The sequence below is a fragment of the Nitrosomonas nitrosa genome, assembly GCF_003051105.1.
Taxonomy (GTDB): Bacteria; Pseudomonadota; Gammaproteobacteria; order Burkholderiales; family Nitrosomonadaceae; genus Nitrosomonas; species Nitrosomonas nitrosa.
In genome coordinates this window covers 1-13,728 of record NZ_QAOO01000014.1, presented here as the reverse complement: position 1 = coordinate 13,728, position 13,728 = coordinate 1, and the positions used below count along the sequence as shown (strand labels likewise).

Genomic DNA, 13,728 nt, shown 5'->3' with positions numbered 1-13,728 from the left:
TTCATCGACCTAGGAGGCCAAATGTGCAGATTTAACCAAATACCGCTCAAACCAATCTGCAGCGTGATGTGCAACTTGCGCCAACGTGCCCTCTTCTTCAAATAAATGGGTTGCACCGGCTATCAAGGCAAGCTGTTTTCTGCAATTTAACATTGCGTAGGCTTGTTCATTTAATTCAATTACGCCGTAATCTGCACCTCCAACCAGTAACAAAGTCGGAGCCGTCACCGATTTCAAGGCCTGTTCTCCTGCAAGATCTGGCCGACCACCACGCGATACCACCGCAGCAATTTTATTGGTTAATCTTGCTGCCGCCTGCAGTGCAGCCGCAGCGCCGGTACTCGCACCGAAATAACCAATTTTCAATGTTGATGTCTTTTGCTCTGCTAATACCCAAGCTGTTGCTGCGAGCAATCGCCGGGTTAACAGCTCAATATCGAAGCGTGTTGCATAATCGCGATCTTCGTTCTTAGTCAGCAAATCGAATAGCAGTGTACCGATTCCACGTTCCTGCAATACCTTTGCAACGTAAGTATTACGCGGGCTAAAACGACTACTTCCACTGCCATGCGCAAACAAAACTACACCGGTTGTCGATTCAGGCAATACCAACTCACCTTCCAATCGGACCGTCCCCTCCGAAATCCAGACTGAACCCATATTAACTCCCTATAACAACAGGAATACGTCTCCTGCCGAATGCACCGGCAAAATCATCAAAACGTCCGGCAATCACAGTATTACAATAAGAGCAGCGGCCATTGTTCGCAATGTGGTACTGGGTAATATCATACCAATCACGTTTGATCAAAGGCTCGTTACAGCATGGGCAAAAAGTAGTATCGCCTTCTTGATGATACACATTACCGGTATAAACATGCTTAAGCCCCGCTGCTTGTGCAATTTTTCTTGCCTCAACCAATTTGCTGACAGGTGTAGCAGCAATAGTCACCATTTTGTAGTCTGGATGAAACGCGGTGAAATGCAATGGCACATCTTCTCCTAGCTCGCCGACTATCCATTCGCTAAGCATTGTCAGTTCTTCAGCAGAATCGTTCAGCCCTGGAATCAACAAAGTCGTCAACTCAAACCACACTTGCGTCTCATGCCTGAGATACTTTAACGTATCGAGCACGGGCTGCAAATGCGAACCCGTTTGCTTGATATAGAATCCCTCACTAAATGCTTTAAGATCAACATTAGCCGCATCCATCTTTGCGTAGAAATCAACTCGGGGCTCAGCATGAATATAGCCTGCCGTGACAGCAACTGTCATGATTCCACGCTCATGACACGCATCTGCGACATCCATAGCATACTCAGCAAATATAACAGGGTCGTTATAGGTAAATGCGACACTTTTACAACCTAAACGTGCAGCAGTACGCGCAATGGCTTCTGGACTCGCCTGGTCAGCTAGCTTATCGAAACTGCGTGATTTGGAAATATCCCAATTTTGGCAAAATTTGCAAGCAAGGTTACAACCTGCCGTACCAAAAGACAGCACGCTACTGCCTGGAAAAAAATGATTCAGTGGCTTTTTTTCGATCGGATCGATGCAAAAGCCCGATGAGCGACCATAAGTTGTCAGCACCATTTCATCTCCTACACGGCCGCGCACAAAACATGCCCCCCGCTGCCCCTCATGCAACTTACAATCACGCGGACACAAATCACACTGAATTCGCCCATCCTCCAATCGATGCCAGTATTTAGCTGGAAATTGCTCTGCTTTGCCAATCGGCTCATCCATCCGAATTCTCCTCCCAACGCATATCTGATTCTCGCCATTTGGTTATGGTATAGCGTGACAACGTGATCGCCTCTGACCAGAAATCGACGGGCAACCCCGCCTTCTGCTTCAGCTTGGCCAGAAATTGCTGGGGCTGCGGAAACATCTCCCATACTTGGGGCAAGAAGGTGCTGCGGTGATAACCATATTCAAATATGATCCCATCGACACCGGGCCGCAACTGCGCCAAAACATTAGCTTCATCCTGGGCCACCATTTTTTGTGATGGGTAAACGAGTGAAATTTCGATTTCAGTGTAATCAAGTTCGTTTGATTCGAGCGGAGAGAAACGGGAATCATGAAGAGCTGCAGATATAGCGTTGTTTTGGACATCAGCCAGTAATGAACGATGCGCCTGAAGAGACCCAACGCATCCTCGCAGTTTATTGTTTTGCATCAAAGTCACAAAACAAGCCCCCATTTTCTGCAACCAGGGCACGGTCTCATCAATATTTAATTGGCACGGCTGATTCAGAGCGCGCGCTATCGCTACACGTCCAATCGTTAAAAGGGATTTTCCTTGCTCAGGATGCATAGCCTGTTCTCTTTGGAACATCTTGTGACATAAAAGCGAATGCACCGTAACCTACTACACGGTCCGTTGAACCGGCAGTATCGCCCGAGTTGCGCAAATCCAGCAAATGCGGTATCAAGCAATGCTTGCGTGCAACTGCCATCAAAGCATTGATCGGCGTCGCACCACATGCGTGGGTATGATCGATCTCCTGGTGGAGTTCAAGAATGGATGCGGCTGTCTTATTATCTTCTCTTTGAGCGGCTGCGTAAGGAAGGTAATGCGAAAGATCGGAGCTAATGATAATCAACGTCTCCTCACCTCCCCACACGCAATCCAATACATCACTCACTTCATCAACTGAAGCCCTTCCCACGACTACAGGTAAAATTGAAAAATCTTCCAGAAGATATTGTAAAAAAGGTAATTGCACCTCCAGCGAATGCTCCAATGCGTGTACGGATGAGTTGATGGATACTTGTGGTAAACGAGCGATCTTTTCGGCAGCCGTGGCATCTACCTTTACTTGACCCAGGGGTGTTGCAAAAATAGCCTCTCTCGGTAATGCCAACCCATGCAAAAAAGTACGGTGTGCGGGGCCTAGCAGGACAACACGCCGTACACACTCCGCAATCAACTTAAGTGTGACATAAGCTGATGCCGCGACGACTCCAGAGTAGATGTAGCCTGCATGGGGCACGATCAATACTTTGGGTAAGCATCTTGATACTTGCGCGCTGGACAATAAGCACCCGATATTTTCAAGCAAGCACTGAGGATTAGCTGGATAAAATAAGCCCGCGACAGCAGGGGTGCGGATAGTAGCCATAATAAGAAAGATATCAGACTAGAACATGGATTGCTATATGAGGGCTAGCTACTAAAAATCAAGGAAATACTTACTATATAAATCTTTTACTTTATAAATAAAAACGAGATTACCGTTACGGTTATCATCTAAAACCACATATTTACCATGGTTCCGCCCGAATCCTACTACTTTGTTAAAGTACACAAATCTAGCATAGTTAGTGTATCCCACAATATGGGGCACTCTCCAGCTATTTATCAAGCCTGCATAGCTCAGCAAGGCTGCTGTGCCATTTTTAATATTTTCATTTGTAACCAGATTAACGCGCCCTATTCTACAAATATCCCCAAGTGCACCTTGCCTTCTATATTCACGAATCAATCCCATTGCATCCTGGTAAATCGATTCATTTATCTGCCTTTTTATCAACTGCAGACAAACTTGATTTTCTGTCGGTAACAATTGAGAAGAATTGTATGACCAAACAAATGCGAGCCCCATGTCAATTACATTTTCGTATCCTATCGTATGCAAAGTCAGAAATTGAGTTCTATTTACCGCAGCAAGACTTATATCAATTAGCTCATTCGTAGAAAAATGGAACTGTTGTGAATAAGCTGAATACGTGAGATTAAACAAGGTTTCCAAATAATTCTCAAATTCGCGCAATGCGGATGGTGTAACGGGACGAGTGACTTTTATGAATCTTTTCTTATCGAGACTAATGATATAACCATCGATTATGGGATACACAAGCTTTCCATAGGACTTTATTAACGCTATTTCTTCATCAATCTCAGCATTGATCATTTTATTTTCTGATCGAGAGGTTCTAATTGGCGGATTTATGACTCGTTTCAGTCAGTTTCGATACGCTCAATTAGCTATACTATATTATTGAGATTGTAATAAATCTATTCAATTTTTCCTGAATTTAGCTACCCTCAAAACAATATTGACCCTTAAACAAAATTAGCTCGAATCACGCTCCATGTGTGAAAAAGTTTTCAGAATTTACCAGAAATAATACCAGTCGAACTCTTCAAAATTCCTTTTGATTAATTGATTTTGCACGTAAATTGTCGTCTAAAAATCAAGAGGCTTTAGAAAAAATTTTAGATACACTGAAATGTGAGTTTAGCTGAATATCAAGGGTGCATGATGAATACTTATCATCAAAAAAATACAGAATGCACGATCCACACAAATAAACGGATATCTTCGCACTTCAGTCGCTTGACTGCATCTTACCCAGATATTGCCTATGTAAATGCCTGAGCCACACCAGCAGGATGGCACTTACTGGAAGTGCAATCAAAACACCGATAAACCCAAACAATTGACCAAAAGCGAGCAATGCAAAAATGACCATAACCGGATGCAACCCTATGCGGTCTCCCACCAACCAGGGCGTTATCAGCATGCTTTCAAGTAATTGTCCGGCACCAAATACTGCCCAGACGGCAATTACATCCGTCCATTCCTGGAATTGCATCACGGCTGCAAACGTTGCAAGCGCCAAACCAACAATTGCGCCTAAATAAGGCACAAACACCAAGATACCTGCCAATAGTCCAATCGGTAGCGCAAATTCCAAATCTACGAGCCACAATCCGGTCACAAAAAAAATACTCATCAAAATAATGACTGCGACTTGTCCTCGCAAAAATTCGGCCAGCACGCGATCGGTTTCTTTCATCAAAGGATAAACCTGAGCATGCCAAAAAGGAGGGATCCATTGATAGAGATGTAGAATCAAGGTGTTCCAATCACGTAACAAATAAAAAAGAACAACTGGCACCAGCAGTAAATTCATTAAAAAATCCAATATCGCAATACCCCCACTCGTTAGCGAAGGTAACATCTTGGCAGCTATACCGCCGGCACTTCTCCAATGCTCTGTCAATGCTTGCCTTAACATTGTCACATCCAGCTGCAAATCGATCCCCAACCTCGCATTTAACCAAGGGATCCAATGATCACGGGCAATTTCTAGGTAGTCGGGCATCCTGGTAACAAAACGTGTAAACTCTCTCTCGAACAAGGGCATCATGATTAGAATCAAAGTAGCAAAAGCGCCGACTAACAAAAGCATGACGACTATTGCCCCCAGTGTCCTGGATATTTTTTTAGCGGATAACCATGAAACAAGCGGGTTACAAATATATGCGATCACTGCTGCCAGCATAAAAGGTGTCAATATTGGGCTCAATAAATAAATCAACACACCGAATAAACCGATTAAGACAAACCACCAAAGATATTGCCGATCGCGAGAGTGAGAGTATTTAGAAGCCATTTGCGGTAAAATTACACAATAAAAGTGGCACTCTAACTGTAACTTAGCGAGAACTCAACTTGACTTCGCCTAAATCGCATCCTTCTAACGCTGAACAACTTTCCTACCACGATGCCGGTGTCAATATTGATGCAGGTAATCTACTGATTGAGAAAATAAAACCATTTGCTCAACGGACTTGGCGTCCGGAAATACTTGCTGGAATCGGAGGGTTCGGTGCGCTTTTCGAAATTCCCGGGGGTTATCGTCAGCCCGTGCTGGTATCAGGAACCGATGGCGTGGGCACAAAATTAAAGCTAGCATTCCAGTTCGATCGGCATGATCATATCGGTATCGATCTGGTTGCCATGAGTGTCAATGATATTCTTGTTCAAGGTGCGGAACCGCTGTTCTTCCTCGATTACTTCGCCTGTGGAAAACTGGAAGTGGATATCGCCACCCGTGTTGTGCAGGGTATCGCAGCAGGGTGCGAGTTGGCAGGATGTGCCTTGATTGGTGGAGAAACTGCAGAAATGCCCAGTATGTACCCAGATGGTGAATACGACTTGGCTGGCTTCGCAGTAGGGATCGTTGAAAAAGACAGTATCATTAATGGCTCTACCATTTCGGAAAATGACATCGTTCTTGGCATCGCTTCCAATGGCGCACACTCCAATGGTTATTCTTTAATCCGTAAAATTATCGAAAAATACCCTAACGAATTAAACACTCCGCTTGGCGGTAGCAGTCTGATCGAAGCCATCATGGCTCCGACACGTATTTATGTAAAGCCTTTGCTGGAGTTAATAAAGCAATTGCCTGTGAAAGGCATGGCTCATATTACGGGTGGGGGATTGCTGGAAAACATCCCACGGATTCTTCCTGCAACAACGATGGCTTATATCCAAAAAGATGCGTGGGAAACCCCACCTTTATTCCGTTGGTTGCAGCAGCACGGTAATGTCACCGATGAAGAGATGCTCCGGGTTTTTAACTGTGGTGTAGGAATGGTACTCGTAGTTGCCCCCGAACACGCCGATGAGGCGATAACCCTCTTGCGCGCACTTGGAGAAACAGTCTGGCCAATTGGTCACATTCAATCCACAGCTTCTAACGCGCCTTCTATCCTGATCGCTTAACCGTCTTGTCCTGATGGAATCGTTGGTTATTCTTATTTCAGGTCAAGGTAGTAATATGCGAGCGTTGCTCGATGCGAAACTTCCAGTCAAAAGGATCACAGTGATCAGTAACAATCCGGCAGCCGCTGGGTTAGAAATTGCAAGATCACGCAACATAACAACACATGTCATTGATCATCGCCTTTATTCGGATCGCACAACGTTCGATGCCGCATTGACTGAAATCATAGAAGCTTGCCAGCCTAGTTTGGTCGCGCTCGCTGGTTTCATGCGAATCCTAGGAGATAATTTTGTCAATCGATACCAAAAACGATTGATCAATATCCACCCCTCACTCCTACCAGCTTTTTCAGGCCTAAACACCCATGCACGTGCGCTACAAGAAGGTGTCAGAATCCATGGCTGCACAGTTCACTTCGTCACCCCCCAATTAGATCATGGCCCCATCATCATTCAGGCTGCCGTCCCGGTTCTGACTGGGGATACCCCCGAAACGCTGGGTGCGCGCGTTCTTCAACAAGAGCACTTGATTTATCCACAAGCCGTGCGCTGGTTTCTGGAAGGCCGTATCACCGTTGCTCATGGTCGTGTTCTCGTTCAATCAGCAACTCATATAAAGACAAAACAGTACGTTTTGCTTTCTCCTAATCTAGATCAATAACGACTAGAAATGTGCTGAAAGCTCTGTTAAGCGCTTCGCTATGCTGACTTATTACCGTACTAAAAATAACGCCCACCAACACCATTAACTTAAAATACGCTCTCTTAATCTCTGGAAATAATATGCGCCCATCCCCCGCTCAATTTGATATGACCATCGCGGCCATACGCACTGTCCTACCCCTGAAAGCGCCTGCAGATGCGCTACTTCGGCAATTTTTTCGCGAACATCCCATGATTGGTCAAAATGATCGCGCCATCATCGCAGAAATTGTGTTCGGTATCCTGCGACACAGAATTTTTCTGGAATGTTTAACTGAAAAAATCACTCCCCACTCACTCCTCTTGGCTTATTTAGCGAAATTCGAGGGCATGAATCTGCGAGAACTAGCCACATTCATCAACGACAGTGAAGCTAAATGGCTTGCACGTATTAAGGCGATATCATCTACATCACAATCGCTCACAATTCAGGCCGAGTTTCCTGAATGGCTAGTAGAAAAACTCCAGAAATTCATGTCAGATAATGAGATCCTGGAACTTGGCCAGGCGTTGCAATGCCCTGCCCCGTTGGATTTGCGTGTTAACACATTACTTGCTAAACAAGATGAGGTACTCGCAACCTTGAACCAGCAAGGTATTGAAGCGAATGCTACACCCTACTCGCCTATCGGAATTCGGTTAACTGGCAAGCCGGCTATTAACAAAAACCCTTTATTTCTCTCCGGAAAAATTGAAGTACAAGATGAAAGCAGTCAGATTCTTGGGTATTTGCTTGCGCCTCGTCGAGGTGAAATGGTTGTTGATTTTTGTGCGGGTGCGGGAGGCAAAGCTCTGATGCTCGGGGCGCTCATGCATTCCCAAGGCCGTATTTATGCATTCGATATTTCTGAGAAACGGCTCAATAATTTGAAACCCCGCCTCAAACGCTCAGGGCTATCCAATTTACACCCTCAACGTATCAACAATGAGAATGATGCCCGAATCAAACGATTACAGGGAAAAATAGATCGCGTACTGGTTGATGCGCCTTGCAGCGGATTAGGCACACTGCGCCGCAATCCGGACCTGAAATGGCGGCAAAATCCACAAAGTATCGACGAATTAAAAACTAAACAAACGGTCATCCTCACTTCTGCGGCAAAACTACTCAAGCCCGGTGGCAGGCTGGTCTATGCCACCTGCAGCCTATTACCTGAAGAGAATCAGGAGATCATCGAACACTTTCTCTCGGAAAATGCATCATGCTTTACCCGCTTAAATTGTGCCCACATTCTGTCTCAGCAAAATATTCCACTTGATACAGGAGAATATCTACAATTATTTCCCAATCTTCACCATACCGATGGTTTTTTCGCCGCTGCTCTTGAGCGTTCAAAAGAAAATTTGGCTTAGTGGTCGATACAACTATCACGGTAACAAGGATCGAAATGCTTCATTTGCTGAACATGGCTTGCCTACGTGATAACCCTGCGCAAAATCGACCTCCATTTTTTCCAGTAACGCGAGCACTTCCTCGTTTTCAACAAATTCAGCCGTAATTTTCTTCCCAAATCCTCTTGCTACGCTGCATAAAGCTTTTACTAAAATCTGGTCAGCCGGGTTACTTGCTAAGTTTCGTACAAACGAACCATCAATTTTTACTGCATCGACAGGCAATTCTCGCAAATAATAGAATGAAGAAAAACCCACACCGAAATCATCTAATACAAAACCACACCCCAATTCCTTAATTTCACGCAATAAATTTCTGGTTCCCGGCAAATTATCCAGTGCCGCTGTTTCGGTTATTTCAAACATGAAGAGGGTAGGATCAACATTGTAATAGGTGAGCTCATGCCTAATTACGGGCAACAACTCCGGATCATTGAATGCATGGGCGGACAAATTGATCGATAATCGAATCCGATTACCCGATTTATTGATTTTTGCCGATTGCTCAATCGCTTTACGTAATACCATGTGATCGATTTCATGAATCAAACCGGTATGCTCGGCCGCAGCAATGAACGCCGCTGGTGAATGAATCGTACCATCTTTATCGGACATACGCAGGAGAACTTCGTAGTGCGTAACCGATCTATCCCGTAACGACATAATCGGTTGAAAATAAAGTAGATATTTATCGTATAAGTTAGCATACTCTATCTTCTCCTTCCAATGCACAAGCGTGTACATTCGCTCTCTCGTTTGATCATCATTGGAAAACAGATGCCAAGTTCCTCGTCCAATTTCCTTGGCTTGATACATTGCAAGGTCAGCTGCAGCCAATAAATCATGCACATTTTTACCATGCTCCGGAAAAAGTGCAATGCCGATACTGGCAGCAATTTTATAAGTTCTGCCATTTACAGTGAGTTGCGTTTCATTCAGTCGAGCAATAATTTTTTTTGCGACTTCAATTGCACCACTCGCAGTAATTTCCGGCAGTATAACGGCAAACTCATCTCCTCCCAAACGCCCTGTCACATCCGCTGAACGAATAGTCTGGGTTAACATATCCGCTATCATCTTGAGCAGCGTATCGCCCGCTTGGTGGCCGCTGGTATCATTGATATATTTGAAGCGATCAAGATCGAAAAACAGTAATGCACCATGGTGTTGATAACGCTCCGACCAACTCATGATCTGTTCAAGCTCTTCACTAAAACGACGCCGGTTATACAGATTTGTTAGAGGATCGTGATCAGCCAACCATGCCAAATGACCCTCTACGCGCTTATACTCTGTGATATCCAATCCCACCGAAAGCACCGAGGGTTCTTCTGCTGATTGCCACGCCAATCGAGAATGCAGCCAAACGATATGCCGCTTTGAACCATCGTTACATAAAGTAATCGTCTCATGCTTCAATTGTTCGCGTCGCCCCAAACGCATTTCTTCCAAATATTGACTAAGGTTGTATTGCTCACTATCGGGAGATAATATCTCAAGAAAAGGCTTTCCACTTATTTCCTCTTCCGTATAACGCATCAGCATTTCACCATAGGCATTCAACATGATGATTTTGCCATACACGTTTTGCGTCAATACGATAACCTGGGCGGTATCCAACAAATGTGCAATAAAATCTTTCTCTTTACTTAACTCGTCTCGTTGCTGCACAAGTTGTTTGGTACGGTAAACGACTTTGTCTTCCAAATTCTCGAGTTTATGCGATAAAGTGACAGCTGCTTCATAAAGGAGGTTGATTTCATCCTTTAGCCATTGTTTTCGTTCAATCGAAGAAAGCGTTGCACGAAAAATGCTAAAGCTTCCGCCTGCTAATAACGGCAAAGTAAAAACAATGTGCTTAAGCCGCGAGAGGGGTCCGGAAAGAATGGCAAATAACAGAATTTCCGAAAAAATTAATCCGATTAACCCAATGATAACGATACGCCAAGTGGAGTTATGAATAGCCTCAATAGTCGCAGTAATATCAGTTATAACGACGAGATGCGCCTGATCTGCCGCACTTACACCTTGTAAAGGCAACAGCTTAACCCTGTAATAGCGTTTATTCCTCTCGGTTTGAATGCCTTGTTTGAGACTGAGAGGATCCGGGTGCGTTTTAATGGCATGATTAAGAATCTTGAGATTTCTTTCTCTATTGGTCAATGCCGCCAAACGCATCTCCCAATCAGGAAACCAAACATCGTGGTCTTTTGCCGAATAAGTATTTTCTTTCAGAAGTAATCCAATATCGGAACCGAATGTCCGCTTAAACCCTAAAAAGACATCCGTAAGTGAAGCACCAATAACGATCGTCCCGGCACGAATACCTTCTATGAGTAAGGGCTCTATCGTGTACTGTATACAACTCTCTACACATATCAAGGGATTGGCTGGTTGCTCTTGCAAGTTGACTTGCCGTACATGCTCCAAAATTAAAGTTTCACGATAACTGTCGGCTTCAAAACTGTCCCATCCTACTAAGAGCTGATTAAATTGATCATAAAATCTTACCGCTTCGATCCCATCCTGCAGCTGGAGTAATGGCCAATGATGTTCGAATGCCTCTGTAATTTGCTTATCATCTTGCGCAATTAGAGCCACGTCCATTCCTTTCAGAAAAGGAATCATTCTGATTAATTGGTGGGAATCTTGCTTGATCTGCTCGATCAGCTTCTCGACTTCCCTACCGTACCGTAGATACTGCAATTCACCTTGTTGATCAATGCTATCTATGAGGCTTTTGTAATTGATGACACTGAATATCGTCACGACTACTAGCAAAATGACACTGCTGAGTAGTGAAATTTTCCATTTTAGGCTAGCAAATTTAGATGATTCGCGATGAGTCAACTTATTTAGTTGAGTGATTTTTTCCGAAGTACCCTGTTTCATGAGACGTTCACTTAGAAACGATAAGAAGCTTGAAAAGCGAAAAGATTCCAGTGGCGATCAGTGAATGCAGGGAAATCAGGTCTCACAGGATGTCGATTATCTAACTGAGAAAGCCACCCCGTCCCATTCACATGGTGGTATTCTGCACGTAACATAATCGAAGGCGTCACATTCCAGCGCAAACCCACCGTCAAATCCTTGGCATAACGGCTGTATGCAGGATAGTGCTTAGCAAGCTGAGGTGCTGCTTGCTGAATATGGGCAAAGAAATCACTCCCGTCACGGTCACTCCTATCAGCAAAATATACGTCATAACGCAAAACAGCTTCCCAAGAAGGGCTGAACCGATAAATCCCCTGAAAATAAAAGCTCTCACCTGTAGTATCAACTTTACCTAAAGCCGAACCAAAGTCTTTACGCATAATGTGACGCAATGCATACTCCGACGTAAAGCTCCAACGTTCAGTGTTATATTGAGCAGAAAAAATTATAGGCGTAAACTGAAATGAACCCGCTTCATTTAAAGGATCATTCAAGCTCGCCGCTGAATCATAGCCAACGTTGACTTGCGCTCCGCTTATTCCAAGCCTTATACGCCCCCCATCACGTTCATAAATCATGCGTCCAATATAGGACAGCCGGGTTGTTAAATGACCCAGTCGATCACGATTGAGAATCGCCCATTCAGTAGCCCGATCACCGACTTGTGGAAACACAACCCCAAACTGGACAGTAATATCGCCCCATTCTTCACGCGACTCACCATAAAATTGAGCTCCGTCTGAAGCCAATCCCAAATTACGCGTCCGGTCAAAATAAATCGATTGGGGCAACAAAATACTTGGACGTGTGAACGGCACATCGCGTGTATCATTGTACAAGCCAAGTGGATTCTTGGTTCGCCCCAAACGAATACCTAATTCCCTCGTTTCTGTTGTAAAAGCAGTATAATCCACGAAACCATAATCGACGCGAATTCCCCCTTTGCTATCTTCACCCGCCTGGCGTGATAGTAATTGCCCTGAAAACTGAAGATTCGTCAGTGGTCGATAAGAGGCATTCACACCAATTTCTCTAAAGTCGAAACTTCCTCTCCCTCTACTGCTATCACCGAATACATCATTATTTGACCCCAACGTATTGACATAACCTTGACTCAAAAAACCATGAATTTGAAGTATATTTAGATTCTTACCCTCTGAAGCATTTACCAAGGAAGCATGCATGACGATCCAGACCGCTCCCCCCCATAATAAAAACAACCTCACATTATGAGTAAGAAGCTTATTCAATATGAAGAATTTGGACACTGTCATCTATATTCACTCTCTTCAAATAACCGATAGCGCCCGGTGTGCTGGCTACGCGCGCGCGCATTTCTTCTTCAGAATTTACTAGAAATGGGGCCTGGCCAGTCCCTGAAAAGATAAGCCTATCCCATGCAGAACGTAATTGATATGGAAAAATATTGAGTTTTTCTTTCGCGAATTGATTGTGTAGCTGCGCATCGTCCGGAAGTACAAACACCCTGATAGGCAAGCCATTCGGCCATGCTCTTTGCCGCATACCAAAAATGCCACGCAGTGAGTTTCTCGAAATATGATGAATATTAACTGCAGGATGTATGATCGTTTCAACCGACTGACTCGTTTCTGCAGAATTGATATCATGCGATAAACCAATGAGGATAAGCAGCAAAAGAATGCAGCACCACCAATGATCAACGAAACGCGCAACCATGCCGAGTAGTTCTAGCAGGTCACAACGCTTGAATCAGTATGCGCTCGGGGCTGACACAAGGGAATAGACTTAAGATCTGCAGGCCAGATTTGACCATTCTCAGTTACCAACTCCCAAATATCACGATGATTCTGATACATTCGTTCAAGCACATCGAGTATACAAACATGATAAGGTCGACGGGCGCCGTGGAACTCAGCTAAAGGACCAATGGGATTAAGTTGCATACCATAAAAGCCCAGCAGTCTATTCAGGGCAGGATCCATTGCTGAGAACCAGTAATAGATATTATGTTTTGCACACATTTGGATGATACCGACTGCCAGTCCTAGCATTGGGTGAGGAAAACGTCTACGCCCACTTATGTTAGGTTCAGGGTAAATTTGTTCACTAATCAATCATAATCAAATTCAGAAAGTTATTTAAAGATCTGGACAAAAGAGCACTTTCAGTGTAAAAAGTGCTCAT

12 protein-coding genes are annotated in these 13,728 nt (G+C 44.3%); 3 read left to right on the top strand and 9 right to left on the bottom strand.

All coding sequences use genetic code 11. The features are described from left to right. Nucleotides 1-9: 9 nt before the first annotated feature. From C8R30_RS09285 to C8R30_RS09260, 6 genes are all read right to left on the bottom strand, one after another. Entirely contained in the window at nt 10-660 is a 651-nt protein-coding gene (locus tag C8R30_RS09285; protein WP_107790001.1) for a dienelactone hydrolase family protein, read from the bottom strand. 1 nt (nt 661) lies between these two features. Then, nucleotides 662-1,753 (bottom strand): AmmeMemoRadiSam system radical SAM enzyme, encoded by a 1,092-nt coding sequence (amrS, locus tag C8R30_RS09280; protein ID WP_107790000.1) that lies wholly within the window; start codon nt 1,751-1,753, stop codon nt 662-664. Further along, entirely contained in the window at nt 1,746-2,327 is a 582-nt protein-coding gene (gene amrA / locus C8R30_RS09275; RefSeq protein ID WP_107789999.1) for an AmmeMemoRadiSam system protein A, read from the bottom strand. The genes amrS and amrA overlap by 8 nt, the downstream gene beginning before the upstream one ends. Next, nucleotides 2,317-3,135 carry an AmmeMemoRadiSam system protein B gene (gene amrB / locus C8R30_RS09270; RefSeq protein ID WP_107789998.1) on the bottom strand — a complete coding sequence of 273 codons (819 nt, stop codon included), beginning with the start codon at nt 3,133-3,135 and terminating at the stop codon, nt 2,317-2,319. Before amrB ends, amrA begins: the two co-directional genes overlap by 11 nt. Nucleotides 3,136-3,186: 51 nt before the next feature. Further along, nucleotides 3,187-3,927 (bottom strand): hypothetical protein, encoded by a 741-nt coding sequence (locus tag C8R30_RS09265; protein WP_090668768.1) that lies wholly within the window; start codon nt 3,925-3,927, stop codon nt 3,187-3,189. Between the two features lie 418 nt (nt 3,928-4,345). Further along, nucleotides 4,346-5,416, bottom strand: coding sequence for an AI-2E family transporter (locus C8R30_RS09260; RefSeq protein ID WP_107784184.1), 1,071 nt, complete (start codon nt 5,414-5,416; stop codon nt 4,346-4,348). 59 nt (nt 5,417-5,475) lie between these two features. On the opposite strand from C8R30_RS09260, the gene purM reads away from it, so the two are divergent. The 3 genes from purM to C8R30_RS09245 all read left to right on the top strand — a co-directional run bounded on the left by purM (nt 5,476) and on the right by C8R30_RS09245 (nt 8,589). Continuing rightward, nucleotides 5,476-6,534 (top strand): phosphoribosylformylglycinamidine cyclo-ligase, encoded by a 1,059-nt coding sequence (purM, locus tag C8R30_RS09255; RefSeq protein ID WP_090672567.1) that lies wholly within the window; start codon nt 5,476-5,478, stop codon nt 6,532-6,534. A 13-nt stretch (nt 6,535-6,547) separates the two neighbouring features. Beyond that, entirely contained in the window at nt 6,548-7,195 is a 648-nt protein-coding gene (gene purN / locus C8R30_RS09250; protein ID WP_090672564.1) for a phosphoribosylglycinamide formyltransferase, read from the top strand. A gap of 122 nt (nt 7,196-7,317) precedes the next feature. Then, nucleotides 7,318-8,589, top strand: coding sequence for an RsmB/NOP family class I SAM-dependent RNA methyltransferase (locus C8R30_RS09245; protein WP_107789997.1), 1,272 nt, complete (start codon nt 7,318-7,320; stop codon nt 8,587-8,589). 15 nt (nt 8,590-8,604) lie between these two features. Here the strand turns inward: C8R30_RS09245 and C8R30_RS09240 are convergent, their stop codons facing one another. The 3 genes from C8R30_RS09240 to C8R30_RS09230 are packed head-to-tail and all read right to left on the bottom strand — an operon-like array spanning nt 8,605 to nt 13,260. Then, nucleotides 8,605-11,520: a bifunctional diguanylate cyclase/phosphodiesterase gene (locus C8R30_RS09240; protein WP_107789996.1), complete on the bottom strand. Its 2,916-nt coding sequence runs from the start codon at nt 11,518-11,520 to the stop codon at nt 8,605-8,607. An 11-nt stretch (nt 11,521-11,531) separates the two neighbouring features. Next, the gene (locus tag C8R30_RS09235; protein ID WP_146156625.1) at nt 11,532-12,836 is read right to left on the bottom strand and encodes a hypothetical protein; all 1,305 of its coding nucleotides are present in this window, start codon (nt 12,834-12,836) and stop codon (nt 11,532-11,534) included. Next, nucleotides 12,805-13,260 carry a hypothetical protein gene (locus C8R30_RS09230; RefSeq protein ID WP_244888106.1) on the bottom strand — a complete coding sequence of 152 codons (456 nt, stop codon included), beginning with the start codon at nt 13,258-13,260 and terminating at the stop codon, nt 12,805-12,807. The genes C8R30_RS09235 and C8R30_RS09230 overlap by 32 nt, the downstream gene beginning before the upstream one ends. Between the last annotated feature and the right edge of the window lie 468 nt (nt 13,261-13,728).